Below are 24,164 nucleotides of genomic sequence, written 5' to 3'. Positions count from 1 at the left end.
GGCGACCTCCTTTCAGGGGGTGCGGTCCTCGGCGGCGCGCAGGGTGGGGAACGTGGATTCCAGATCGACGGGGAGGGCGCCGCGGATTGCCGTGACGGCGGCGCGGAGGATCGCCTCGCGCTCGTCGGCGGTGAGGTCCGGGTACGGGGCGTTCGGCTCGCCGATGACGACCTGTACCGCTCCGTAGATCTTCTGGACCTCGCCCGTGGGGTGGAACGGGATGACTGCGGAGATGGCTTTCATTAAGGGGCCGTTCAGCTGAGGCCCACCCAGAAGCGGTTGGCTCCGTTGAGCATGGAGCTGACGTTGATCGAGGCGGGCGCGGTGGCCGCGCCGGAGGCGTAGTAGCCGAAGCGCCGCAGTCCGCCGGGGCCGAAGAAGTTCGGCGGGGAGCCTGCGGACGATTCGCTGGCCAGGAGCATTGGGCCGTCGCCGGTCGTGGCGTTGTACTGCATGCGCCAGGCCACGTAGTACGTGCCGGCCGTCAGGGTCGTGGCGGAGGTCAGCGGGGAGCTGATGGCGGCGCCGCCTCCGGTGTGGACCTCGGCCGGTTCGTACGGGGCGGCCGACAGGTCGCCGGTCGTGGCGACTCTGTCTCCGGCGCCGTTGAAGATCGCCGCCCACGAGCCGGAGGTGAGGCCGCCCGCGTATCCGGTGGCGTGCCAGACAATGCGGCTCACCTGCGCGGACTGGCGCAGGGGAACGGCGGTGACGCGGATCGGGCCGGAGCCGGGATACAGACCAGTCGAGTTGGCCAGGGCCGGGTCGAAGGCCCAGGCGAGGAGTCCATGGTCCTCTGGCCCCCATCCGAGGGCCGAGGCGGCGGGGGTCGCTCCGGGGGTGATGACCGCACCGTCGCCCTGGCGGATCTTGAGAATGCCGCCCTCGGAGTAGACGATGACGCCAGGCGAGGTGGTGGTGGCAGTGGTGGGGACGGTCGCCGCGTCCCTCAGCGCCAGTACGCCCACGCCGCCCCCGGTGTCCGCGAAGGCGTCGCCGATACGGACGTTCTTGTCCGCGTAGACGTTGCCGGTGGCGAACCGGACGCTGCCGGTCGATCGGATCTCCATCAGCGTGGTGGTCTTGTCGACCGCCTTGACGGCGAGCGGCATCTCGGACGATCCGGCGGGCAGGGTGATGACGGCAGGGCCGGTGGCCGGGACTGCGCCAAGGTCGGCCGCGGAAAGGGTCAGCGCCGCCCCGGTCTTCCCGTTGACGGAGATGACGCCGCCCGGGTCGCCCTTGGGGCCCCGCAGGTTGCCGATCGCGTTGCCCCAGCCGGACTCGCCACGCTGCCACAGGTCGCCCGTGTCCGTGCGAAGCAGCATGTCGCCAGGTCTGGTGTCGGTACTGGGGGTCGAGGTGGTGTTGAGGTACCAGGCGGCACCGCGCACGTCGCCGGCCGACTTGGCCCATGCGCCCGCCGCCTTGGCCCAGTAGGTGACGCCCGTGGTGGTGACGCCGAGGAAGGTGCGAGTGTCGCTCTGGACGTAGGTGTCGCCGTCCGCTCCGAGGCCGGACGCGGGCACGGCCGTCCCGCTGTACGTCTTGCTTCCGGGGGCTCCGGTGTCGCCCTTGCTGCCCTGCGGGCCGGTCGCTCCGGTCGGACCGACTACGCCCTTGTCCTCTGGGGCGGGCCAGACGGTAAGTCCCATCAGGTCACCTCCACGCCGCTGATGTGCAGCAGGGCCTGTGCGGCGTTGCCCTGCACTTCGATCTTGTCGCCCGCGCCGAGTACCTGGCGGATGTCGAGGGCCAAGAGGCCGCCGGGTGCGATGCCGACGCTGGAGAGGAGCGGGACGCCGCCGAGGCGGACGGTGACGCTGGCGGCCGTCGCGGCCGGGTTGGTGGCGACCAGGTTGGTCACCACAGCGAGGCCGGAGGCCGGGACGGTGTAGACGGCGGTGAGGGCGGTCGGCAGGACCGCCCGGTAGAAGGCTTTCGGCGTGGTCGCCAACTAGAAAACTCCCATGAGGCTCATGACGGGGTCGGCGGCTCCGCGCGCTTCCGCTGTGCGTTCCAGGGCGGAGACGCGGCGGTCGGTGGTCTGTGCCCGCTGGGCGGAGGCGGCCTGCGGATCGAACGCGGTGAGGTCGCCGAGGAGCGCTCCGGCCCTAAAGCCCCCGTCACCCGCCTTCAGCACCATCCCGGTCACCGGGGCGGTCAGCTCTTGGCCGCCCGCGACGACGCTCACGCGGTCGCCGAGGCCCCAGTCGACGCCGAACTCCATGCTGGAGTCCTCGACCGGGACGGCCTGTACGGCGGTCGCGGTGAACCCGGAGTCCGCCAAGAGCTCGTTACCGGCCTGGGCCAGCTCGGCCGGGTCGTTGGTGTTGCGCTGGTCGACGAACCTCTCGATGCGCCGCCCCCAGTCGGCTTCCGCGCCGAGGGAGAGGGCGTTGTCGACGGGGACGAACTGACGGGCTTCCTGCTCGCCCTGGCCCGCGACGATGACGCGGGTAGCCCCGGGGGTGGAGACGGAGACCCGCTGGCCGGCGAGGGTGCCGGCCAGCACGTCGAGGCGGACCTCCCGCGTCCGGTCGGTGATGGCATACGTCTCGAAGACGAGCTGGCCACCGCGCTGCACGATGCGGAACCCGAGCCCGGCCACGGCTGCGATCCCGGTCAGCAGTTCGCCGAGGGTCGGGAAGCGGGCGGCCTTGGCGACGACCGGACCCCGGGCCTGGTTGGGCCCCAGGACCAGAACGGCCCTGCGCCTGGACGGAGGTGCGGCCGGGCCGCAGTTGGCGCCGACGTAGGCGTGCATCAGGGTTTCGGCGGGGCCAGTGCGCTCGTCGTGACCGACGCGCTGCGAGGTGACGTCGGGGTTCGAGGGCTCGGGCCAGGCGAGCATGTCGGAGAGGATCACGGAGTCGGAGACGCCTTCGAAGGCGATGCTTCCTCGGCGGTCCTCCGGGGTGGCCGCGTACTCGGAGGAGACGACCGGCCCGGACATCAGCACGTCCCTGGGGCCGGTGATGATCAGGCCGGAGCCGGGGGTGCGCAGGATGTCGGCGAGGGGGTGCTCCGAGGCCAGTACCAGTTTCCAGGTGCCGACGTTGTTGTGGGTGTCTTCCAGCTCCAGCGCGAGATCCTCGGGACGGATGAGGCCCTGGCGGACCAGGCTCTTGTCCCGGACCTCCACGGTGAGGTCGGTGAGCTTCAGGTCAGATCACCATCCATCGGCGAGGCCGCCACGAGCAGACGATCCGCGAAGCCGCGGTGGTGTCGAGGAAGCGCACGCTGGCGGTCGAGACTCCGGGCGGGACGGTCCAGAAGCGCGGCGCGCTGTCGAGGAGGGAGTAGCGGTTCGCGCCCTTGCCGTCGATGACCGTTCCGGCCCGGGTGTCCACAACGAGCTTCTCCGCTGCGGTCAGCGAGCCTGTCCAGCGCAGGGTCTCGCCGGTCGGGGAGGTGACTGTGAGATCCCGGCCGGGGCCGTAGATCTCCCAGACGGGATAGGCCGGCACGTCGCCGCCGTTGTCGAGCTGGATCGACCCGATCGCCTGGGACGCGGCCAGCGGCATGGACGAGATGGCGGACAGGAACGGCCGGGTTCCCGGATCGCCCACGACGCTCTGTGTCGAGACCGTGGACGCGGTGAAGTACGGGTCGGGGGCTCGGAAGCTGATCACGGTCTGTACGTCGGTGGCGCCGTCGAGGTCGAGTTCGCCGCCGCCGGTCCAGACGACCGGGGTGGACCAGCGCACCCCCTGTTCGTCGACCAGGGCGAGGGTGCAGTCCTCGGAGACGACGCGGGCCAGCCTGGAGATCAGGGAGCCCAGGTGCGCCCGGTTCTGCCCGACGATGTCGAGGGGTATGTCGAGGTCGCGGGGCAGGATGCGGCGTCCGCGGAAACGGGAACCGTCTCCGGCCCCCTCCAGCCACTGTGCGGCAACGGAGGGCAGACCGAAGCCGGTGGCTCCGGCTGTCGCCTGGTAGCCCACCCCTTCGTCTGCCACGCCGTTCAGGTCGAGCACGTCCCGCTCGCTTTCGAGAAGGAGGGCGGTCATTTACCACCCCACCATTCGTGCGCGGTGCGTCGCCGCGAAGAGTTCCTCTTCGGAGCTGAGCGAAGTCCCGCTGGCCGCGTAGTAGTTGAGAACCTTGGTCGTGCCCCCCGTCGGGGCGTTGCCGAGTCCGCCGGAGACGGCGACGGCGAGCGTGCGCGCCGCGCCGGAGTACTCCGAGACGCTGGGCCGCGCGGTGAGCGCGCGGACCGCCTTCGCGGCGCCGTCGCTGGTGAAGGCGCCAGCCGGGACGGCTTGGCCGAGAACCTCGTCGAGGCGGTCGCGCGCGGAGCCGAGCTCCTTGGCGCCCGCGTCCCACTGAGAGGCCAGCGAGCGCAGACCGTCGCGGTCCCGGCTGGCCCGGTCGCCAAGGAGCGATCCCGCGTCGGGGATGCTGGCGGTCAGGCCGGACAAGGAGCGGCGGACGGAGCCGTACTCCGATTCCAGGCCCTTGACGAATCCGCGGATGATCAGCTTGCCTGCGGGGGTCAGGAGGACCCGGTCCTTCTTCGGGGGGCCCTTCCAGTCCTTCAGCTTGTCCGTCAGGCTGCCGAGGGACTCCTTGACACCGCCGAACATGCTGGTGATGCCTCGGATGAGGCCCTTGATCAGTTCCTTGCCCGCGCTGACCAGGGTGGAGCCGAGGTCGGACAGGGCCTCCTTGGCTTTGCCGGGCAGTTCGCGTACGAACTTGATCGACTGCTCGACGCCGTCCTTGATGGCCTCCCACAGGGAGCGGGCTCCGGAGACGGCCTTCTCCTTGATCGAATTCCAGGCGTCGATGAAGAACTGCTTGATGGCGTTCCAGCCGCTCGACCAGGTGCCGCGCAGGCTCCGTAGCCCGTCGTCGATGTAGCTGCGGACGGCGGTCCAGGCTAGTCCGAGGCCGCCCTTGATGGCGTCCCAGATCCCGATGAAGAACGTCTTGATGACGCCCCAGCCCCCGGTCCAGAGGGCCTTGATGAGCGCCATGCCCTTCTTGAGGACACCGAAGATGCCGATGTTGATGACGATCTCGAAGAGACCGACGATCATGTCCCAGATCCCGCCGAAGATCTGCTTGATGCCCTGCCAGGCACGGTCCCAGTCGCCGGTGAAGATGCCAGCGAAGACCTCCCAGACGCCCATGATCACGTCGAGGACACCGGTGATCACGAGCACGATGCCGTCGAGCGCCATCGCCAGCGAGCCGATGATGAAGTCGGCGACGAACTTCAGCGCCGGTACGAGGACCGGCATGATGAAGTTGACGACCTGGATCAGCGCCTGGAGGAAGGGCTGAACGGCCTCACTGACTCGCTTGAAGGCGTCGACCAGCGGTGGCAGGCACGCGCTGACGATGTACTCGACCAGCGGGATCAGCGGCGTGATGACCGCCGAGACGAGCTGGAAAAGCAGCGAGACGACCGGGGTGACGGCCGTGACGATCGCGGAGAAGGCGCTCGCCAGCAGGGGCAGGATCGGGGCCAGGCCCTCGATCAGCGACGCGACCAGCGGGGCGACCGCCGTCATGATCGTCGTGAAGAGCTGGGCGACCGGCGGCAGGATCGCGGCCAGTGCCGAGAAGGCGACGCCGAGCGCCGCCCCGATGACCGGAACGAGCTGGGCGAGGATCGGCGCGAGCTGCTGGAGGACGCCGGTCAGGGCGCCGCCCAGCAGGGCGATGATCGGGATGACCGCCGGAGCCAAGGCGGTAAATGCCTGCGCCAGCGGGACGAGCGCGGCCGAGACGAGCGGGCCGAGCATCGACGCGAACGCGCCGACGACTGTCATCAGGGTGCCCAGCGCGGCGCCGATGGGCGCCATGGCCGGGGCCAGGCTCTGAACGGCGGCCTGGATGCCGTCGAACATGGCCGTGACGCCGTCTGTGACGGCGGGCTGCGCGAGCGCCGAGGCGACCGCCTCAAGGGCGGTGCCGATGATCGTGCCGACCTGCGGCAGAATCGTTTCTGCGAGCTGGCCGAGCTCGATGAAGAACTGCTTGACCGCCGGACCCGAGATCGTGGCGATCTGGTTCATCGCCTCGTGGGCGGCGACGAAGACGCCGGTCAGGCCCTCCTGGAACCCAGGAGAGTCCACCGTGGCGTGGATGCGCTCCAGCGTGCCGGCCAGCGTCCCGAGCGAGGAGCCGCCAGCGGCCTCGGCCGCTCGGGCGACACCCGCGAGGATGCCGCCCGTGTTGTAGAGAACGGAGCCGAGGTCTTGAAGGGCCTGGATGCCCTCGTCGATCTCGGCCTTGAGCCCGGCCTCGCCCTTCCTCTTGAGGAAGGAGTCGAACTGCTCGCTGATCTGGACGAACCAGCCAGCCAGCGCGGGCAGGTAGCTGGTGCCGACCTGGCCCAGCGTCGCGATGATCGACGCGAAGGTATCGGTGCCTGCGGTGGCGACCGCGATGGACCCGGACAGGTCCGCGAACATCTGGCCCAGCGCCGGGGAGAGCGCTGTGCCCAGGTTGGTCGCGAACGACCCGAAGAAGCCGCCGAGCTCGGTCGCGGTCTGTGCGACCCCATCACGAAAGCGGGGGAGGAGGTCGTCGACGACCGCCCGGATCGGCTCGGCCGCCTTCTTCCAGAAGTTCGCCGAGATCGTGTCCTGGAGGCCGCTGAGCGCGGCCTTGACCTCGGGGACGACCTTGTTGAAATCCTTGAAGGCCGCGATGGTGACGCCGAGGCCGACGACCATTCCGCCGAGAAGTCCCGGCAGGAGAAGAGACGTTGCCCCGATCTGCGCGAGAGAGGCGCTCAGCGCGGCCAGGTTGGAAGCCGCGGAAAGGCCCCACCCGGCGAGGCCGGCAATCGCCAGCGCGAGCGACCCGATGACCGGGACGGACTTGTCGAGGTTCTTCAGCGTCCGGCCGAGCCGCTCGAACATGGAGTTCAGCACGCGGGCACCGCTGAGCGCGGCCAGGGCGGTCGCGACGCGGGCCACCGCGCCATTGTCCAGCTCCGGGAGGATCGGGACCGTACGCGGACGCGTCAGCAACTGGAGCCGCGCGGCGAGCGCGGCGCCGGAGCCGTTGGCGATGTCCGGCTCGACCTTGACCTTGAGCGGCGACACGTCGTCGGCCCAGTCCTTGAGCTTCCGCTTCGCCTTGTCGGCCGACTGCTGGTCGAGCTCCAGCTCGATCTTGCCGGTGGCCTTCAGGTCAGAAACCGTGAACTTGACCCGCTGCGTGCTGGCACGCTGCTGGAGTTCGCGGGCGGCGTTGCGGACGGCGGTCGCCATGCCGTCGGTGCTGATGGTCGTGAAGAAGCGGATCTTCCGCGCGTCCATCTGCTTGTTTCGCCGGTTGATCTTGCGGAGCTCTTCGACGAACTCGCGCGAGGCGCCGGACATGTCGATCTTCGTCGACACCTTGAGGTTGTCGAGCTGCTGCTCGATGCGGTCGAGCTGGCGCTCTGCTTCCCGCTTGAAGTCGCGGGTGTCGGGGGACACCTTGACGGCGACGCGGCCGATGATCTGGCCCGCTGACAAGGGCTACCTCCGGGAGAACTGCTGGTAGAGCGCGGCGACCGTCACGGCGGGCCGGGTGCAGGCCTTCTGCGCTGCGGGCTTCGCCGAGGGGCGCGGGAACGGCGGAATCTTCGGGGCCTTGCCCTTGCCCCACTGGCCCGTGGCCCGGGTGTTCGCATTAATGGCGTCGAAGAGGTCGGCGGCCAGGTGGCGGTCCTGGCCCCAGCCGAAGTGCTGCCTGTCGCCGGACGCGAGGGCGACGGTCAGGGAGGTGTCGGGGAGCCTCTGCACCAAGGCGAGGACGAGAACGGGGGAGGGCCCGCGGCCTGCGATCACCTCGGCGAGATCGACGCCGTAGTGAAAACGCAGGTCCGCGTACAGGCCCTCCCCGTAGTCGTCGATCAGCCCTGCGAGGCCTAGGCTTCCCCCGCCTGCGTGCCCCGACCGTAAGCGTCGAAGATCTCGGCGAGCACGGCCAGGTCGCCGTTGATGGCGGTCAGCAGCTTCGTCGCCGCCTTGGGATGCTCGGCGACCAGGCGGATCGCCTCGGAGAGCAGCTCCTCCTGGTCGGCGTCCTCACCACCCATGCGGTCCTGAAGCTGGGTCAGTTCACTGCGCGCGGCCTTTGAGAGTCGCAGCGGGTTGAGCAGGCGAATCGTGTCGTCGTTGAGCTCGATGTCGGTCGAGCCGTAGCGGGCCTCAGCGGCGTCGCGGATCGCGTCGAGGGAGTAAGAAGCCATGGGGGTTGCGGACCTCCGGATTGAGAAGAGCAGGGGGAGGCGGACCAAGTGGTGAAGGGGCCCGGCGCGAGCGGGTCCGCGTGCGCTCGCGCCGGGAGAGGGGGGGCCCGTCAGGTGGCGGTGCCGTTCGCCCAAGCGGAGCCGCTCCAGAACGCCTTCGCGGAGTCGCCGAGCACGACGTGCTGGCCGGTCGTCCACTTCGTGGTGGGCGTGGCGATCACGCTGCCGAGCGCGGCCAGGTTGGCCGGGGCGACGGCCCCCGCAGGGGTGAAGAGGCCGGGGCTGCCCGCGCTCGCGCCAGTCGCGACGGTCCCGCCGAGAGGGGTGACCGCATAGGTCCACACGTTGCTGCCGTGGACCATCGGCTTCACGCCGAGGGGAAGTCCGGCGAGGCTTTCGGTGTCGGAAATCGCCATGTCGTCGGCCCGGTAGATCTCTGCCTTCGGCGCGTAGAAGGCGAAATGGTTTTCGCCGTCAATGAAGATGGCGAGGAATGCCGACTGGGTCGGCTTCGGGTCGGCCGGCACGCCCACAGAGCCGTCAGGCAAAAGCGGGGCGTTGGCGCCGAAGTAGAGCCGCAGTGCAGGGGTGTCAAACTGTTGCAGAGTGAACGTCATTGTTTCGGTACGGGCCGAATACTTCGTCCGCAGGCTCTTGTTCTGGAGCGTACCGATAGTGGTTGCCTCGCCGCCCTCGGAAGTAATTCCGAAGACGTCTTCAAGGCTGGTGTGGCCGACGTTCTGCCACGGAGAAGTTGGGACCAAAAGGTTGTCGGGGGCGGAAGTGCCAACCGGAGCAGTCAGGTAGTTGCCGGATCCGACGACAAGGGTGGAATCATCGTTGAGCGCCAAAAAGAAGCAGTTCCTTTTTCGGGCACAAAGAAGGCCCGAAACCTCCGGGAAGGGAGGGCGGACCTTTCTCTATGCCCAGTGGAGAAAGGCTTCTTCCAGGGGCATAAAAAAAGGCCCGAACCCCAGCAGGGGACGGGCCTTTCGGTGTGCTGTGGGTTTACGGGGAGGGGTAGGGGCGCGTCCGCGGCTTGCGAATCTGAATGTCGAAGATCGACTCGTATCGCCATACGCCCGTGGGTAGATCTGCATATTGCACGGGGCCGGTGGCCGTCGCCCAGTCGGAAGCCCGGCGGCCGGCCGAGTTCAGCTCGACCCGGGTGAGATGCCCGCGCCCGGGGATGACGACGTTGTTCAGCCATGCGTTTCGGAGGACCACCCGAACGGCTTCCGACAGGATTGCGGCGTCTTCGTCTCCATCAGGGTCTTCGGTGAAGGCATTGATGACGATTCGAGCGGAGTCCGTAAAGCGGGTGTCCCCGCTCCAGGCGCCGAACGTGGCGTCACGTCGAACGAGTACGAGGGGAAATCGCTGGTCGCGGTTGACCAATGACTGAACGCGTATGCCCGGCAAGCCCTGACGAAGTACGGCCAGGAGGAGATCCTCGACGGGCGAGAGTTCAGCTAGGGCTTTGATGTGATTGGGTATGCCGGCCACTTAGTCGAGTTTCACCTTTCCCTTCCTCTTCTTGGGAAGGTTCGAGGCAGTCGCGAGAATGTAGAGGCCGTCCATGGCGGGAAGCACGTCCAGATATTTCTTGCCATGCTTGTCCTTGCGGACGATGACCGACTCTTCGCGGCCGTACTCAATGGAGAGGGCGGCCTTCTGGCCTCGCTCGTCGGAAAGGACGACGTAGCGGTTGTTGTCGGCTATCTCGACGTCGATCTCGGCGTGGCCGTCAGCGCGGTGCTGCACGAGAATTTCCTCTGCCCTCACCGCGATTTCGAATGCTCTGCGGTCGAGTTCGGCCTGTACGCCGTCGTGGACGGCGATGAGTTTTCCGATCTTCCGGCCGTTGACGCTGGGATAAATCTGCGCCATCAGGGGCGCTCCCGAATGTCGATCGACCAGTGCCGGGTGCGGCGGTCGCCGTGGTGGTAGGCCGGGGGCGAGACGATGTCCCACTCCTTGCCCGCGTACTCCACCCGGGACCAGAGGTTGACGCCTTCGAGATGAGCGTCGACGACCATCCGAGTCACGTTGATCTGCTGCTGACCTGGGACCTCGGCGCGCGCGGATCGCTGGGGAATGAAGGCGGCTCGGACCTTCACCGGCCCCGTGGGGTCGGCCATGGTCACCGTGTTGCCGCGAGAGTCGGTGATCTCGACGGTCCTCCAGACCCGGGCCTGCTGGCCTCGTCTGCGCTGCATGCTCACCAGGGGCTCACCGCGTCGCCATAGAGGGGAAATGGGTCGCCGCCGTAGTCGACTGGCACGGTGCTCGCTCCACCGGGGCGGGGCGTTGTTCCCCAGGCGATGATCGGCGCACTGGTCAGGCCGGGCCTGCGGCCGGCTAGTTCGGCGAGGAGCCGGGTCTCCTCGCGAGTGAAGTAGACCGAGCCCGCGTCGCGCCCCACGTCCCCCCACGCGAGTGTCTCGTCCCCTGCGCGGCTCTGCGTGTACCCGTGAGGGTTGCGCACGTAGCGGGCTGCGGCCTTGAGGACGAGCGTCTTCACGAGACGGGGAGCGGTAGCCGTCGCCCAGTCGCGACCGTATTCGGCCGCAAGGTCCGAGGCGTCCTCCAGCGCGGAGGCTCCGATGCGGAGTTCGTCCTCGTCCAGTTCCCAATCCAGGCGGCCCTTGAGTTCGTCGAGCGTCGCGTATGCCACGCGTCGACCTCCTTTCAGGCAGGCCAAGCAGGGGCCGACACATGAAGTGCTCAGCCCCTGCCGGGCGTGGGATTAGGCGTTGGCCGGGTCGCTCTCAGGCTTGATGCCCGTCGGAGTCCAGACCCGCGCATCGGTAATGCCGGTGATCTTCGCAAGCTCGGAAGCCGCAGGCGGGTAGTCGCTCTTCCCGTCGAGGGAGAGTCGGATGCCGCGCACGAAGTGCTCCTGGGTGGAGATGATCTCCTTCTCGGCGGCGTCGTCCCATCCGACCAGGACGTCCGTTACGGCGCGGAATCCGTTGTACGTGTTCACGACCGAACGGTCCTGGAGGTACAGCGAGTCGTAGTCGCGAATCCAGCGCAGGGCGATGCCCTCGAAGCTTGTGGTCGCGCCGTACGGGACGCTCTGCGGAACGGATGGGGCGCCGGAGAGGAAGATGAACGCGGAGCTGGCGAAGGCGTACGCCGCGTCCGTAGGGATCGTCTGATCGACGACGATGCGGAACCCGAAGCGTTCGCCAAGGGAGGCGGTCCGGAGCGCGGACTCGGCCTCGGAGTCGCCGACGTTCTGTGCGAGGTTGAGCTTCTCGTCCGTCAGAAGAGCCGACTCGAAGTCGCTACCGACCAGGAGGTAACGGCCTTCCTTCGGCGCGTGGAGCTTGTTGAGTACCCGGCGTGCCTCAATCAGGGCGCCTCGGAGGTTCTGGCCGGCGTTGCCGATGGTGACGTTGTAGTTCTGGTTCGTCAGGGTCTTTACGGCGCGTCGCTGAAGTCCTCGCCCGACGGCTCGTACCTGGGGGCGGAGCAGCTTCGACCACTGGTCGATGTCAAAATCATTCTGCTCGTCGGTGAGCTTAACAGCCGAGTACGAGTTTCCGCCGAAGGTGACAGCGATCTTGCGTTCGCTGTACTCGTCGAACTGGATAGGCTGGCTGCGGTCGTTGCGGAAAGCGTAGTCGTGGAAGGGCAGGACGCCTTCGACCTTGACCGTGACGGTGTCGTTGTCGGCACCCTTGAACTGGTCGATGCCGGTCTTCTGGAAGAGGTTGGGAATGATGAGCTCTTGCTCAAGCATTCCGACCGCCGTGTTCGCGAGCTTCTGAGGCTTTACAACCTGGTGCTGAGCGGTGGGCAAGTTGGGCAACTCCGGGGGCATAAGGAAACCCCCGGCCAGACGGCATCGGGGGTTAGGGGAATCGTTTCAGCAATGCGTCAGATGCGGCGGGAGCGTCGCGCGAGAGCGCGGGGGTCCATCTCTCCGTCGTCTTCGTCGGACGGCGTCAGGCCGCCGCCGAGCTGCTCGGGCTGCTTGGGGGCGAGGAGGACCTGAAGGGTTTTGGCGTCCGCCTCCAGCTCTTCCACGGTGGTACCCCGCAGGCGGCTGGTCAGCTCCTCGGGCAGGTCGTACTTGCGGGCGACCTGTCCCACGGTGAGCGAGTGCTCCAGCTCGGAGTTCTTCGCCGTCACCTCGGCAAGGGCCGCCTCGAACTCCTCGGCGGTCTTGGCGTTGCCGAGCTTGGTCTCGGCGTCCCTGAGCCGGGTGCGGTAGGACGCGGCCTCGCCCCGGACCTTGGTGAGCTCCCGACGGGCCCAGTCGGGAAGGTCGTCCTCTGGGACGCCGGCTGCGCCTTCGGGCGGTGCGCCCTCAGCCGACTGTTCGTCTGTAGGGTCTGGGGTCTGCTCGGACAGGGGGTGCCTCCTGGGCTGCCTTGGGTGTTCGCCGAGCCTCCTGGGCTGCGGCTCGCTGCTTCTGGCGGATAAAGCGCCGCCAGGCGCTCACTGCGGATTTGCCAGTCAAGCCCTTGGTGACCTTGGGCCACAGGGCCTCGTACTGGCGATTCAGGGCGAAGAGGGCGGCAGAGCCGTACTGCTGGCGGCTGAAAATCGGTTCCGCGTAGCAGTGGCAGTGATCATGAAAGAGATCGCCGTCCTTGAACTGGGCCGTCAGCGCGTTCTTGTACGCCACGCCCCGGCTGATGAGCATCGCGCACCAGCCGCAGGGTGTGCCCGTGCGGGAGAGCCGGACGTAGCCGAGTGCGCGGCCATCACGGCGCATGTGATTCCAGGTCGTCGAGCGGCCACCGTTCATTGCGATCCGAGAAGCCGCGGCAGCCTGCTGGGCACCGGCCTGACGATGGGCCTCTGCCCGCTGCCGGTCTGCGACCCGTGCTGGCTGCTGGTCATCGACGGCGGAAGTGCGGCGCCGGAGGTTCTCCGTGCCCAGGGCCTCCAAGACGGTCTGAAGTTCCTTCTCCGCTTCCCTCTCGACCTGTTCCTCGTCTTCACGTAGCCGGTCGAGCTCCTCCACGAGGACCCGCTCCCACTCGTCGTCTTCCTCGGCAGGCGGCTCGCCCGCGTCAGGGGCAGACGTGACTTCCCCGGGCTCGCCGGTCGCGGTCTCGTCCGCCCCTGCGTTGGGGGGCTCGTAGGTGTCGGCCAGGCCCGCGAACTCACGGCGGAGATCGCCAAGCGTGACGTGTGCCGGCTCGGGGTGGTAGGGGTCAGCCACGGTCGTGCCCGTCTGAAGAGCGCGGGCCAGACGGTAGTACGCGCGGGCCAGATCGCGGGCCTGACGCCTGCGACCCATCACGAGCGTGATCGCCCGACGTAGCCAGCCGCCAACAGTCGCGGCCCGCTGCGCGGCCGGCACCTCGGCCCACAGAGCCAGGGCGTCGGCCGTGGTGGCGGCGCCGATCTGAGACAAGGCCACACTGTAGGCGAGGGAAACCTCTTCGGCCTCCGCCTGCTTCGATCGCGGCATCAGGCGGCTTCCGCGTAGGTTTCGCTCCGCGAATCCGAAGTGGCCCGGGTCAGGGCCGACGCGAGCTGGCCGACCGAATCCTCGTCTTCGGCCAGCTCCTCCCAGTCTTCGAACTCTGTCTGCGTGACACCAGGCACACGCCGCCAGAGTCCCTTTGCGGGGATGCCGAGCTGCTCGCGCAGTTTGCCGAGGGCGTCCGCCGCTTGTGCCAGGGAGCGTGATTCCATGTCGCGCCAGATGACCTCGCCCTGATAATCATCGGCACCGCCGTGACCTGCGAGTTCGGCTGCGAGCCGAAAGACGCGCTCCCAGCTTTCTCCGAATGCGGTTCGGAATTCGGCGATCTTCCTACTCAGGGAAGTTTCTGCTGCCAGGAGCGCTTCGGCGCTCAAGTTGGCTATCTGGCCCAGCAGATGATGAGGTGGTGTCTGGCTGACGGCGGCGAGGTGCCTTATGGACATATCCACGCTGTCGATGAATCCCCCGAGTGGGGTTTCGTCTAGGCTGCCAAATCTGACGTCAGGGTCCTCGGCAAAGAGGAAGCGCCTCGCATTGTGATTGATCGGAAGCGGGATCGGGTTTCCCTGTCCGTCGAGGACGGGATCTCCAGTCTCCGGATCACGCTGAATGGGAGGCGCCATCCCCGTGGCCGTGCGGACCTTAACGCTGGCATACGTCTGAGCGACGAGAAGATCGAAGATCGTTTGATTGATTCGATCCTGGAGGCAAATCATCGGCTCGATGACGCCGAGCGTCCGGCCCTCAAGGTCGACGAGGGCTGCGAAGCGGGTGACGGGGCACTCGCCAGCACCGTGCCGGCGGACGCGTGACATGGTGATGCCCTTGGCGTCCTCCAGGCTCTTGAAGCTGACCGCGAACTCTTCGCGCGCATCCCACATCCGAGCCCGGCCGGGAGCCTCGGGGGACGGCCAGGAGGTGACCGTCAGGGCCGCGTGCGGAGTGTCGTCGTTCGCCGGGTCCTCGAACAGGGCGGCCGTCTTCAGGGCGGAGAGCCCCTTCGTCCGGACCCGGCCCGCGGAATCCCTCTCCGTCACTGTGAAGCTGTGCCCGTACGTCAACGCGCCCCGGTAGACGGCTGCCTGCCGGGCGTCGAGCCGGGACCGCTGCCAGTGTGCCCACTCGTCCGAAGTGGTCTCGGCCTGGGCGGGGAGGCCGCCTGCGACCATCCCGGGCCGAAAGCCATCGACATACAAAGCCTGAGCGGGAGTTCCGACCAGCAGGGGCAGCCAGTTGGAGATGGACCGCTTCGCGAGCAGCCGGTACTCGTCATCCGCCATGGCCGGCATGTAGGGGTCGGCGTGGCGGCCGTGGAGGTAGTCGTCGATCCGCCGCAGGCGGTCGCCGTCGCGGTTGAGGATGGCGAGGAGCTGGCGCGCGAGCGCAACGGAGGAAGCCGGGACGGCCACGCGATCACCACCTAGTTACACTCTTGCGAATTGGTTAAAGGAAGAAGCCTCGGCCGGTCCTCTTGCGGATCTTCTTGCCTCGGGCGCGCAGGTCGACCAGGGCCTCGTGCGCGAGCATGAGGGCGGCGTAGGCGTCGACCTTCTTCGGGGACTCGCGTCCCTCCTTACCGAAGCTGATGCCGTAGTTGTTCGTTCGGCGCCGCGCGTTAAGTGCGTGACGGCGGAGTTTGCGGTCGCCGTCGTGGACGAGCTTGCGGTCGAAGATAGAGCGCATGAGGCGTTCGTGCGCCATGGTCGACGATTTGAGGGATGCTCGCATGTCCCAGCCGATCGCGTCCTTGCCGGGGGCCTTGACGGCCAGTCCCTCGCCATAGGCGTCGGACCACTCGCTGATGTAGCTCTCCCAGAGCGCTACGTCGGCGTAGAAGCCCTTCACGTCGAAGGCGCGGAAGGCGTCGTGAACGGCGCTGTCCACCTGGGCGCGCGGGACGGTCCAGTCGTCGCCGCGAGGCCCGTCGGGCTTCTCCCAGAGGCCGAGAACACAGGCGTACATGTCGCTGACGCGCAGTGCCACGAGGCAAGTTGAGTCGTCGCGGAGACCTCCATCGAACCCGATCACTATCTCGTCGCCAGGCTGAAGCACCTTCGAGTCGTCGCGTAGGACGTCCCACTCGGCCGGGCCGAACAGCGCGTCCTCGCTGGCGACGATCTGGTTGAGCCACATCCGCCGCGAGCGGCTGGGCGCGATCGTCGTGTCGAGGATCGACTGGAGAATGGTCTCGACCCGCAGCCAGGTGGCGTCACCGCGGATCTTCGGAAGGACGATACGGATCGCCTCGGGCGTCAGCGGTGTCGCCGGGTGCGCCTCGACCGAGTCGTACATGACGCCGATGTCGGCGGCTCTGCCCTCAAGGATTTTCTCGAATGCTTCGCGCATCTTCTCGGCCACGGAGTCTTCGCCCGGCATGAAGGCGTTGGTGATCGCGAGGTATCGGCTGTCCTTTTTGGTGGCGTTGCCGTCGATCGTTTCGTACATTCGGTCGCCCGAGTTGCCCTGCACCCAGTGGTGGGTTTCGTTCAGGACGGTGAAGGTGACCCGGCCGCCTTCGAGGGCGCGAAAGCTGCTGGTCACGGCTTCGAGGCGTTGCCGGCCGCCGTTGGCGCGGATCAGTTCCGCGCCAGCTTTGATGCCGTACGTCGAGATCAGCTTGTTCGAGATCAACGACGGCATCAGGGTCATGGTGTTGCGCGTCTGGTCGCGGCTGACGGCCGCAATCTGGACCCAGGCTTGGGGGTGCGGAATGCCGACCGGCTGGCCGTTGTCCCAGTGCGAGAAGCGCGAGGGGCCGACGAACTCAACGAGGGAGACCACCGCGAGCAGCGGGTCCTTGTCGGTAAGCCCCAACCCTTGAGGCGCTGGAGGACTCCCTTGCGGTAGGTGAAGCGGCCGTTCTCGTCGACCGCGTACCACCACAAGATGAAGCGAAGCTGCTCGCGCGTGAAGCGCCAGGGGCCGCCGTTCTCGGCGTTGAGGAACTCTGCGCACCAGCCCGAGATTTGCCATCCGAGCGTGTGCTCGGGCAGCTTCCAGGCGCCGTCAGGTTCCCTCTGCCAGGTGGGGCCGAGGAAGCTCGGTTCGAGAGCGTCGATCTCTTCTGCTGTGAGGGTTGGGATTGGTCTCACCTCCCCTCGGTGTTCGGTTTGCCCGGCGTGGGGCAGACCTCACTCGGCGAGTCCGAGATCCTGCCTGTAGTCGGCGATGGCGAGGACGGCCGCGGATTGCACCACGGGTTCCGGTTCGTGCAGTTCGATGCGTACTCGGCGCCGGTCTCCCTCGGCGACGAGCAGGCGCTCGAAGGCCGAGTAGATGGTCTGGAGCATCTGGCCGCTGCGCTTGCCGGCGTGCTTGTAGTACGAGAGGTCTTCGCAGAGGGAGTAGGCCAACGCCCAGTCGCTCGCTTGGTAGAAGTCGGCCTGCCCAGACTCCTTCAGGGAGTCCCAGAGTCGCTTGGCGATCGGGTGCCAGGTGCGGTCACCGTTCGGGATCTTGGTCGGTCGGGCCAGTCCGCGTGTAACGGGCTGTGCCTCACTGCCCTTGCGCTCGCGGGGGCGAGCAAGGTCTGCCTCGCGGTTGGGTACGGGACCAGGGATCTTGCTCACCTCCGGAAAGTCGTGGGCCCCTGAGGGGAGGGTCCTCAGGGGCCGGCGCGGCTCGACAGGTTCATGGCCTGGAGCTCTGCGCGGTCACAGCAGGCCGGGATGGCTCTCGGTCCTGCGGAATTTGCCGTCATGGCGCCTGCGGTTGGCCGCCTTGGCGACGGCTCCTTCGCGAGAGGACTTGACCCGGTGATGCCACCCGCAGAGTGATCTGAGGTTGGTCTCGCGATGGTCATCACCGGGCCGAAGGTGGTCTACGTCGGTGGCCGGTTCGGCGCAGCGCACGCCGTAGTGATCTCTGGCTGTGCAGCGATGACCGTCCCTGGCCAGGATGCGGCTCCGGATCTGCGGCCAGTTCGGCGGCAGGCGAAGTCTTCGATCAGACGTAGTCCAGGACATGAGCCTCCTGCGTCAGGTCTGAAGCAGCGGCGAACAGGAGCTGCCGCAGGTAGCCCCCGGCAGCGGGCAGCGGCGAAGGAGACTTCGAGGGGTGGGCGCCGGAGGCGCCCTCGGAGGGAAGCCCCAGGAGGCTTGCCCCTCTACTCATATATACGGAGGCAGCCGCCTGTTCTGGAACCGACCAGGACGTGACTGCCGACACACTCTTGCACTGCGAACGGCGTCCGTCGATGGATCAAGTCTTGCATTGGAGTCACACTCTGTCATACGGTGCGGAGCACAGAACGCAAACGACCCCGGTCAGTGCTGTAACACCGGCCGGGGTCTTCACCTAGAGAAGAGACCTCTAGATGCGAGTGCATCGTAACCGGCACGTCAGCGCCTTCGTGGTTGTACCGAACGCCGCCGCACGCCACCGCGGCTTGTCCCTCACCGCTCGGGGCCTGCTCGTCACGCTCCTGTCCCTGCCGGACGGAACACGGGCCACCATCGACACCATCACCAATCAGGTAGAGGAAGGCCGGCGGGCTGTCGCGAAGGCGTTCACCGCCCTGGAAACCGCCGGATACCTGCGGCGCGAGCGCGGCCAAGACCCCGAGACGGGACTCTGGGGCACCCAGTCTCATGTCTCCGATCTTCCGATCGACCGCATCCCGACGGCCGGTGAACCGGTCACTCGGATCGCCGGTGACTCCCCCAAGGGGATAAAGAACCGGGGAAAGAACCTCCTCCCCGACTCGGCGCCGCAGCAGACCGACGAGCAGCAGGCCGAGGAGGAGGAAGAAGTCTCCGACACGACCAACAACCCCACCCCGGCTGACGCCGAGGCTGGCCAGGCCGCCGCTGCGCTCGCCCACCTCGGCAGGATCGAACCCCGGCTCAAGCTGAGCACCACGGAAGTTCTCCGCCTGGCCCCGCTTGCCGCCGCCTGGCTCACCGAGGGCCACAACGCCGCGAAGATCACCGCCGCGCTGATGGCCCGCCTTCCTGAGCACGTCGACTCCGCCGCCGCGCTGATCTCCTACCGCCTTAAGAACCAGATGCCCGAGCGGCCGGCACCGAAGCCCAAGCCCGTTCCGGATAACCGCGACCGCTGCGAGGTCTGCCGGGCGCCCTTCCCGATCGGCCGCCACGGCGACGTATGCGCCACCTGCAAGGCAGAGCTCGAACGGGCCGCCGCGCTCCTGGCAGGAACCGTTCCTGCCAAGCCCGAGCCGACCCTCGACGACCTGACCACCGCCCGACAGGGCCGCGAGCGCTGCCGCGCCGCCGTGGCCGCGTGAGGAGCGAATCGATGGCCAGCATGCAGATGCCCTGGTACGCCAAGGCGGTCTTCGTCGCTGGCAGGCCGCTCGTCCTGGTGGCAGCTCTCGTCATGTCCGTACCTGGCGAAATCCGCATGGCGGAGATCGCGGGTTGGCACGGCTGGGTCACCTGGCTCATGCCGGTGTGCGTCTCCGCGTACGCCGCTTGCGCGGCCGTCATCGCCACCCAGCGCCACCTTGCCAAGGCGCCCGGTCGGGTCACTGCCACCATCGGCGCCGGGGTTGCGCTGGCGTTGGCACTGGCAGCTCAGGTGGTGGCCCACCTGATCGACTGCGAGTACATGACGACCTCCGCCCTGCTGGTGGCAGTCGTCTCCTCGGTGCCGCCACTGGTCGTGGCACACATGCTCCACATGGCGGCGATGCCGGCCGAGGAGCTGTCAGCACGTGACCGTGCGCGAGAGGCCGAACAGACCGCTGCCTACCTGGCGGCCGAATTGGCAGAGGCCCTCGACCTGGCAGGCCGCCAGCTCGTGTCGAAGGGCCACGGCATTGCCAATGAGTACGAGGAGCTGGCCGAAGTCGTTGGCGAGTTGGCTGCCGAGGCCGCCGAGATGGTCGACGAGATTGCAGAGGAGTTGGCAGAGGCAGCCGCGGAGCCGAAGTCCGAGCGGCAGCGGAGCCCGAGGAAGGCAGTTCCGCTCGCCGTCGTGAAGAACACGATCGCTGCGATGAAAGCCAGCGGCGAGAAGGTCACCGGGCCCACATTGGCCGAGAGACTCGGCTGCTCCGAACGCTCGGGATACCGGTATCTCGGCGAGGCTCAGGCCGCGTAAAGCGGCATTCTTCCGCACGGTTCGTGGCCCGTCTGCCCATGTGGCAGGCGGGCCCTTTGCCTCTGGGCGACCTTGGAACCGTGGCGGAATTCGAGCTGCTAAGACATGGCGGTCCGCGTGCGCGTACACCGGGGGTCACCCCCCACCCCCCGCCCGGACCCGGTCATTTGGCGACGCACGCCGTGCGCTACCCTCCGCGCGTCGCGTACGCACTCACCCCCCGCACCCCCCAAGGCAGACAGGCGCCCGGCTTAAGGGCACGGCAGGCAGGGCCCGGGGGAGTGCAGGAACGGGCCCTGATTGGGCCTCACAGGGCCACTCAGGGACTGCCGATGCGGTGCGGGAACAAGCTCTGACCTGGGGCTTTAAGCCTGGATTTGCAAGAGTGTCGCCAGGGCCGTAATGTTCTCCATGTCGCCACCAAGGAACGCCAGTCGCAAGGCAGGCCAACGAGGTGGGGGCAAGCACTCGGAGCGAATGCAAGAGTTGCGAATCAGGGCCCCGATCCACTAGGTTGGGACCCAACGCCAGACCGGGAAGTCGAGAACGGGCCGCATGAGCGGCGCCGCCGAGAGAACGGAATGGTGGATCGCAACCGAGCGAATGTAAGAGTTGCGAAACTAGGCCGAGGCCCGCTAGGGTTGGAGCCAACGCCAGACCGGCTCGCCGGAACGGCTCACACACTCCCCGCCTGCTGGCTTACATGCCGCTGTGCGGACAGCAGGACCACCGTCCCGACATCGCCGAGAGGCAGGCGTCGGGGGTGAAGGAAGGGCGACCCCGGCCCGGATGAAAGCGTGACCGTAGGTAGGGCATCCTGCCGCTTGATGGAAGCGTGATCGGACGGCATCGAGAACCCCTTCGGGTACAGCCACCCCAGGTGAAAGGAACGCTGCCCGTATCGACCTCTCAGGTCGGTTGGGCGCCGGTCTTCTCGGCTCAACTCGCTGTGCTGCCCCGTGGGATGCCCTGCGGTGCGGTGTTCAGGAGGTCGAATGATCGGTCGGCAGGAATGTAGTTGGGGCGCTAGGGCTCACCGTCCATCGGACGGCCGGAAACGGACCGCGAACCTCGAAAGTGAGGCAAGCGGACTGCGTGCTTCGAAAGTGAAGCGCGCGGAACGTGGATGGCAGAACGGTGGACGGTGAACGAGGTGCGAGTGAGCCTCACCCAAATCACTCGAAATGAACATCCGGCCTGCAAGGCCGAGCCTCCCGGTCGCCTTGGGCGTAGGTGCGAAGCCACCGGGGGGCGCTGACGCCGCCCTGATTGTAAGAGTGTAACTAACTTGGGGTGGCTGAGATCGCAGCGCAATCCGCACTGCGGTACGGAGCCGGGCACTTGCCCGGCCGACGTCGGGAGACAACGTGGCTGTGAACCTTCTCAAGGACTACCCGTTCGGCGACCTCTCCTTCTTCGAGATCGCCTGCAACCTGAGCGAGCGCAATTTCACCATCGCCTACGAGCTGGACGGCACCCGTCGCAAGCTGCGCGAAGCGTCGGACGCGTTCGAGCTCCTTCGCGAGGTGATCAACGACCTGACCACGGATCACGGCCTGGAGGTTGCGGAACTCGCCGGATTGCGAGACCACTACAAGGCCGAGGCTGGGCGGTGGGAGGGCCTCTACCAGGAGGCGGACCGCGAGGCTGGCCAGTTCCGCGGGAGCGTGCGTGATCAGCTTCTTGCCTCGTATCAGGCTGACGAGATCTCCAGGGAAGCAGCCAATGAGATCCTCGAAGCGCTGAAGCTTGCGCCGATCGTCGATGAGTACCGCGCTGAAGTCACCATCACCATCACGTACGAAGGGCTCCGGAGTCGGGATGGCCACGACGTGATCGAGGCCGCCGTTCGCGCTGCGGTGGACGCGGATGCGCCGAACCTGCCCGGGTTCGTCTGGGCCTACTCCGACATTCGGGTCGAGGATGTGGAGCTCGAAGAGTCCGACGTGGTCTGAGGTCTCAATGTAAGAGTGTAACTAGACGGCTGCTCCTCCCGCGCTTGAGAAAGGGAGGAGCGCCCGTCCTGACCGGATCACGAGGACCATGTACCGCAGTCTCGATACCCCGACCGATGACGCGCTGGCCGAGTACGCGGCCCGGCTCGATGACGCGCACAGCTCCTGGCCTTCCTGGCGTACGGGGACGTACTCCGATGAGGACACTCCAACCCACGTGGAGATGTTCACCTGGCACGACGACCGATTCGGGTGGATCGGCGACAAGAGCAACTTCGAGGTGGCCCGCGATGCCATCCGCAGCGCTGCTGACGAGGGACGCGCGGACACCGTGGTCTCCGACGACCAGGTGTACGACTGCGGGCGCGGTACGAGCGCCTGGGACTATGCCCAGCTCTTCGTCCAGGTCTACGAGGGTGGCTGCCCCGAGGACTGCCCTGGCACCCACACCGAAGAATGCCGGCCGCGGTGTGAACCCGACGTGGACTTCTGCCACGGAGATGCGTGCGAGGGCGACTGCCGCAGCACCCGTGCGTACACCCCTGCCTTCCGGGCGGCCGTCGCCTTGGCGGAGTTCGTCAAGAACGATCACCCGTTCCTCGACGAGGACGACTACTACGACCAGCGCCGCCAGGTTTTCGAGGGCAACCTCAACGAGGCCTTGGACGACGTGAAGATGCACTACCCGTACGACACCGAAGCCGACCACCAGAGCATCGTCGAGCACGCCTCCGACCCCCTGTGGGACCTGGAGTACCAGGACTCGGACGGCTGGGCCGACTGGGACGGCGTGCGAGACGCCTACGACTACGGCCGCGGTGAGCACTTCCTCGCGCTGGGTCGCGACTTCATGCGCAACGAGATCACCGGTCAGCTCGCCCTCATGCCGGCCTGACCCTCCCCTGAACCGCCACCCCTCCCCGTGCCTCCCCCCCCCGGGGAGGGGTGGCTCTCCACCCGAATACGAGGACACATGCGCACCACCACCCGCCCATACGAGGTCCGTGTCTGGAACGAGGTCGCCGACCTCCTCGGACTCTGGGAGATCCAGCGAACTGGCAAGGACCGGTACGTCGTTACCCACGACCACCGCGAGGAGACCTCCTTCGACGACCGAGACGCCGCCCTGAGGTTTGCCCGCTTCGGCGCCGAGGCTCTCGTCGAGACCTCCCGCCGCGACTGCCCGTGCGAAGACGATCCCGACTGCGGGTTCTGGGAGCCCCATGGCATCTCCGTCCAGGAGGTCAAGCCCGAGCTCTCCCTCATCACCCCGCCCCTGCTCTGCCTGTAGACGACCCCACCACCACCGGAGTGACACACATGCGTGCCTTCAAGCGACTGACCTCGATCTTCACGAACCGCACGGTCATGCTGGCCGAGCCCTCCCGGCTCCGTCGCCTCTTGAATCCCTGGGGTGCCATGCGTACCCACCGTGACACCACGGTCGTCGCGCTGACCATCGCGGCCGACATCGTCGGCACCCTGGAAGGCGAGCTCTACGCGCTGCGGACCGCAGCGGATGACCTGGTGGACCTCCTTGACGACGGCATGCTGGCGTCCGGTATTGCCGAACATCTGAACTGCGGGGAGGTCGAGCGCCTTGCGAACTTCCTCACGGCCCACGACCAGGCCAGTGCCGCCGAAATGTGGCTGGAGTGCCACGCCGAGGGCGACGACGACGAAGACGACCTCCACTACAAGGGCGAGAAGTCTCAGCTCGCCCTGACGGCCTGAGGGCGGCGCGATGTCCGAGTGTGACTTCTGCTGTCTGCCCGGCGCCTGCTGGCTCTACGTCCCCCAGGAGCGAGCCCTCGTCGCACTGATGAGTGACGAGGGAGTGGTGACCCCGCTTTCGAACGGTGGGCGTTGGCGGGCCTGCCACACCTGCGCCGACCTCGTCGACACCAATGACATGGCCGGGCTCGTGGCCCGCTGCCTGTTCTCCTTTCGCGACATCGGGATGCCGATACCGGATGGCGGCCCGGACCTGGAGCACCTGGCCATGGTCGTCATGACCAACTTCGCGACCGTGCTGGTCGGCAGACCCACCAAGGAACCCATCCCCGGGAGCACGACATGACCTGGGCGTATGACGTCTACATCTGCGACTGCGGATACGAACAGCCCGAGGACCATGACGGCTCGTGCGGGGCCTGGCGGCACGGCGGCACCTGGCACGGCTACGGCTACCGCCACGCGTTCCAGGCCGCCGCCCGTGAGGGTCACGCCTACGTCGAGAGCACCAGCCCGCACAACGGCCGCAAGACCGTTGTCTTCCAGCACATCCAGGGCGGAGGACTCTGCGAGGTGTGCGGCCCGGCCACCACCCGCAGAGGCCCGTACACCCGCTCCCCGAGTAACCGGCAGTACCTCTGCGACCCGTGCGTCCAATCCTTCCAGAGCGCCTTGGACGACCTGCACAAGTCCATCGGCGCCTACCGCTCCCGGGAGCTGTGGCCCGTCCTCGAAGACACCTACCGCTAAG

28 protein-coding genes are annotated in these 24,164 nt (G+C 67.4%); 8 read left to right on the top strand and 20 right to left on the bottom strand.

Annotated features, from left to right (window positions below; all coding sequences use genetic code 11):
• Positions 1-12: 12 nt before the first annotated feature.
• The 20 genes from OTB19_RS04880 to OTB19_RS04780 form a co-directional block, all read right to left on the bottom strand.
• A complete protein-coding gene (locus OTB19_RS04880) occupies positions 13-243 on the bottom strand; it encodes a hypothetical protein (protein ID WP_267796714.1) in 231 nt (76 codons plus the stop codon).
• Between the two features lie 11 nt (positions 244-254).
• Complete coding sequence (locus OTB19_RS04875; protein WP_267796713.1) at positions 255-1,655, bottom strand: hypothetical protein; 1,401 nt, start codon at positions 1,653-1,655, stop codon at positions 255-257.
• Positions 1,655-1,957 carry a hypothetical protein gene (locus OTB19_RS04870; protein WP_267796711.1) on the bottom strand — a complete coding sequence of 101 codons (303 nt, stop codon included), beginning with the start codon at positions 1,955-1,957 and terminating at the stop codon, positions 1,655-1,657. Before OTB19_RS04870 ends, OTB19_RS04875 begins: the two co-directional genes overlap by 1 nt.
• A complete protein-coding gene (locus OTB19_RS04865; RefSeq protein ID WP_267796710.1) occupies positions 1,958-3,145 on the bottom strand; it encodes a siphovirus ReqiPepy6 Gp37-like family protein in 1,188 nt (395 codons plus the stop codon).
• A 22-nt stretch (positions 3,146-3,167) separates the two neighbouring features.
• Complete coding sequence (locus OTB19_RS04860; RefSeq protein WP_267796708.1) at positions 3,168-4,013, bottom strand: phage distal tail protein; 846 nt, start codon at positions 4,011-4,013, stop codon at positions 3,168-3,170.
• Positions 4,014-7,484, bottom strand: a complete 3,471-nt coding sequence (locus tag OTB19_RS04855; protein WP_267796707.1) for a phage tail protein — start codon at positions 7,482-7,484, stop codon at positions 4,014-4,016.
• Between the two features lie 3 nt (positions 7,485-7,487).
• Positions 7,488-7,754, bottom strand: coding sequence for a hypothetical protein (locus tag OTB19_RS04850; RefSeq protein WP_267796824.1), 267 nt, complete (start codon positions 7,752-7,754; stop codon positions 7,488-7,490).
• A gap of 125 nt (positions 7,755-7,879) precedes the next feature.
• The gene (locus tag OTB19_RS04845; protein ID WP_267796706.1) at positions 7,880-8,203 is read right to left on the bottom strand and encodes a phage tail assembly protein; all 324 of its coding nucleotides are present in this window, start codon (positions 8,201-8,203) and stop codon (positions 7,880-7,882) included.
• Between the two features lie 110 nt (positions 8,204-8,313).
• A complete protein-coding gene (locus OTB19_RS04840) occupies positions 8,314-9,054 on the bottom strand; it encodes a hypothetical protein (RefSeq protein WP_267796705.1) in 741 nt (246 codons plus the stop codon).
• A 157-nt stretch (positions 9,055-9,211) separates the two neighbouring features.
• Positions 9,212-9,709, bottom strand: a complete 498-nt coding sequence (locus OTB19_RS04835; protein WP_267796704.1) for a hypothetical protein — start codon at positions 9,707-9,709, stop codon at positions 9,212-9,214.
• Complete coding sequence (locus OTB19_RS04830; protein ID WP_267796703.1) at positions 9,710-10,093, bottom strand: DUF5403 family protein; 384 nt, start codon at positions 10,091-10,093, stop codon at positions 9,710-9,712.
• The gene (locus tag OTB19_RS04825; protein ID WP_267796702.1) at positions 10,093-10,422 is read right to left on the bottom strand and encodes a head-tail adaptor protein; all 330 of its coding nucleotides are present in this window, start codon (positions 10,420-10,422) and stop codon (positions 10,093-10,095) included. Before OTB19_RS04825 ends, OTB19_RS04830 begins: the two co-directional genes overlap by 1 nt.
• A 2-nt stretch (positions 10,423-10,424) precedes the next feature.
• Positions 10,425-10,880 (bottom strand): hypothetical protein, encoded by a 456-nt coding sequence (locus tag OTB19_RS04820; protein ID WP_267796700.1) that lies wholly within the window; start codon positions 10,878-10,880, stop codon positions 10,425-10,427.
• A gap of 72 nt (positions 10,881-10,952) precedes the next feature.
• A complete protein-coding gene (locus OTB19_RS04815) occupies positions 10,953-12,014 on the bottom strand; it encodes a hypothetical protein (RefSeq protein WP_267796699.1) in 1,062 nt (353 codons plus the stop codon).
• Positions 12,015-12,091: 77 nt separating this feature from the next.
• Positions 12,092-12,346 (bottom strand): hypothetical protein, encoded by a 255-nt coding sequence (locus OTB19_RS04810; RefSeq protein WP_267796698.1) that lies wholly within the window; start codon positions 12,344-12,346, stop codon positions 12,092-12,094.
• A 178-nt stretch (positions 12,347-12,524) separates the two neighbouring features.
• Complete coding sequence (locus OTB19_RS04805; protein WP_267796697.1) at positions 12,525-13,640, bottom strand: hypothetical protein; 1,116 nt, start codon at positions 13,638-13,640, stop codon at positions 12,525-12,527.
• Positions 13,640-15,067, bottom strand: coding sequence for a phage portal protein (locus tag OTB19_RS04800; RefSeq protein WP_267796696.1), 1,428 nt, complete (start codon positions 15,065-15,067; stop codon positions 13,640-13,642). The genes OTB19_RS04805 and OTB19_RS04800 overlap by 1 nt, the downstream gene beginning before the upstream one ends.
• A gap of 34 nt (positions 15,068-15,101) precedes the next feature.
• Positions 15,102-16,472, bottom strand: coding sequence for a terminase (locus OTB19_RS04795; protein ID WP_267796695.1), 1,371 nt, complete (start codon positions 16,470-16,472; stop codon positions 15,102-15,104).
• Positions 16,473-16,789: 317 nt separating this feature from the next.
• Positions 16,790-17,227 (bottom strand): hypothetical protein, encoded by a 438-nt coding sequence (locus OTB19_RS04790; RefSeq protein ID WP_267796694.1) that lies wholly within the window; start codon positions 17,225-17,227, stop codon positions 16,790-16,792.
• Positions 17,228-17,603: 376 nt separating this feature from the next.
• Positions 17,604-17,771, bottom strand: coding sequence for a hypothetical protein (locus OTB19_RS04780; protein ID WP_267796691.1), 168 nt, complete (start codon positions 17,769-17,771; stop codon positions 17,604-17,606).
• 202 nt (positions 17,772-17,973) lie between these two features.
• Here OTB19_RS04780 and OTB19_RS04775 point away from each other — a divergent pair, with 202 nt between their 5' ends.
• The 8 genes from OTB19_RS04775 (at position 17,974) to OTB19_RS04740 (ending at position 24,163) form a co-directional block, all read left to right on the top strand.
• On the top strand, positions 17,974-18,906 hold the full coding sequence (locus OTB19_RS04775; RefSeq protein ID WP_267796689.1) for a helix-turn-helix domain-containing protein: 933 nt from the start codon (positions 17,974-17,976) through the stop codon (positions 18,904-18,906).
• Positions 18,907-18,917: 11 nt separating this feature from the next.
• Positions 18,918-19,724 (top strand): hypothetical protein, encoded by an 807-nt coding sequence (locus tag OTB19_RS04770; RefSeq protein ID WP_267796687.1) that lies wholly within the window; start codon positions 18,918-18,920, stop codon positions 19,722-19,724.
• Between the two features lie 1,367 nt (positions 19,725-21,091).
• Complete coding sequence (locus OTB19_RS04765) at positions 21,092-21,679, top strand: hypothetical protein (RefSeq protein WP_267796685.1); 588 nt, start codon at positions 21,092-21,094, stop codon at positions 21,677-21,679.
• Between the two features lie 88 nt (positions 21,680-21,767).
• Positions 21,768-22,574: a hypothetical protein gene (locus OTB19_RS04760; protein ID WP_267796684.1), complete on the top strand. Its 807-nt coding sequence runs from the start codon at positions 21,768-21,770 to the stop codon at positions 22,572-22,574.
• Positions 22,575-22,652: 78 nt separating this feature from the next.
• The gene (locus OTB19_RS04755) at positions 22,653-22,970 is read left to right on the top strand and encodes a hypothetical protein (protein WP_267796683.1); all 318 of its coding nucleotides are present in this window, start codon (positions 22,653-22,655) and stop codon (positions 22,968-22,970) included.
• A 29-nt stretch (positions 22,971-22,999) separates the two neighbouring features.
• The gene (locus tag OTB19_RS04750; protein ID WP_267796682.1) at positions 23,000-23,413 is read left to right on the top strand and encodes a hypothetical protein; all 414 of its coding nucleotides are present in this window, start codon (positions 23,000-23,002) and stop codon (positions 23,411-23,413) included.
• 10 nt (positions 23,414-23,423) lie between these two features.
• Entirely contained in the window at positions 23,424-23,759 is a 336-nt protein-coding gene (locus OTB19_RS04745; protein WP_267796681.1) for a hypothetical protein, read from the top strand.
• Positions 23,756-24,163, top strand: coding sequence for a hypothetical protein (locus tag OTB19_RS04740; RefSeq protein WP_267796679.1), 408 nt, complete (start codon positions 23,756-23,758; stop codon positions 24,161-24,163). The genes OTB19_RS04745 and OTB19_RS04740 overlap by 4 nt, the downstream gene beginning before the upstream one ends.
• Position 24,164: the final 1 nt, after the last annotated feature.

It is taken from the genome of Streptomyces sp. H27-H5 (genome assembly GCF_026627505.1).
Lineage (GTDB): Bacteria > Actinomycetota > Actinomycetes > Streptomycetales > Streptomycetaceae > Streptomyces.
This window is presented reverse-complemented; position numbering and strand designations above follow the sequence as displayed.

What these genes read in the sequence shown, in the direction of transcription:
- OTB19_RS04805 (WP_267796697.1), bottom strand. Translation starts at nt 13,640, where the DNA reads ATGCCGCGATCGAAGCAGGCGGAGGCCGAAGAGGTTTCCCTCGCCTAC.
- OTB19_RS04860 (WP_267796708.1), bottom strand. Translation starts at nt 4,013, where the DNA reads ATGACCGCCCTCCTTCTCGAAAGCGAGCGGGACGTGCTCGACCTGAAC.
- OTB19_RS04745 (WP_267796681.1), top strand. Translation starts at nt 23,424, where the DNA reads ATGTCCGAGTGTGACTTCTGCTGTCTGCCCGGCGCCTGCTGGCTCTAC.
- OTB19_RS04880 (WP_267796714.1), bottom strand. Translation starts at nt 243, where the DNA reads ATGAAAGCCATCTCCGCAGTCATCCCGTTCCACCCCACGGGCGAGGTC.
- OTB19_RS04825 (WP_267796702.1), bottom strand. Translation starts at nt 10,422, where the DNA reads ATGCAGCGCAGACGAGGCCAGCAGGCCCGGGTCTGGAGGACCGTCGAG.
- OTB19_RS04740 (WP_267796679.1), top strand. Translation starts at nt 23,756, where the DNA reads ATGACCTGGGCGTATGACGTCTACATCTGCGACTGCGGATACGAACAG.
- OTB19_RS04875 (WP_267796713.1), bottom strand. Translation starts at nt 1,655, where the DNA reads ATGGGACTTACCGTCTGGCCCGCCCCAGAGGACAAGGGCGTAGTCGGT.
- OTB19_RS04760 (WP_267796684.1), top strand. Translation starts at nt 21,768, where the DNA reads ATGTACCGCAGTCTCGATACCCCGACCGATGACGCGCTGGCCGAGTAC.
- OTB19_RS04770 (WP_267796687.1), top strand. Translation starts at nt 18,918, where the DNA reads ATGGCCAGCATGCAGATGCCCTGGTACGCCAAGGCGGTCTTCGTCGCT.
- OTB19_RS04780 (WP_267796691.1), bottom strand. Translation starts at nt 17,771, where the DNA reads ATGAGTAGAGGGGCAAGCCTCCTGGGGCTTCCCTCCGAGGGCGCCTCC.
- OTB19_RS04830 (WP_267796703.1), bottom strand. Translation starts at nt 10,093, where the DNA reads ATGGCGCAGATTTATCCCAGCGTCAACGGCCGGAAGATCGGAAAACTC.
- OTB19_RS04775 (WP_267796689.1), top strand. Translation starts at nt 17,974, where the DNA reads ATGCGAGTGCATCGTAACCGGCACGTCAGCGCCTTCGTGGTTGTACCG.
- OTB19_RS04845 (WP_267796706.1), bottom strand. Translation starts at nt 8,203, where the DNA reads ATGGCTTCTTACTCCCTCGACGCGATCCGCGACGCCGCTGAGGCCCGC.
- OTB19_RS04755 (WP_267796683.1), top strand. Translation starts at nt 22,653, where the DNA reads ATGCGCACCACCACCCGCCCATACGAGGTCCGTGTCTGGAACGAGGTC.
- OTB19_RS04750 (WP_267796682.1), top strand. Translation starts at nt 23,000, where the DNA reads ATGCGTGCCTTCAAGCGACTGACCTCGATCTTCACGAACCGCACGGTC.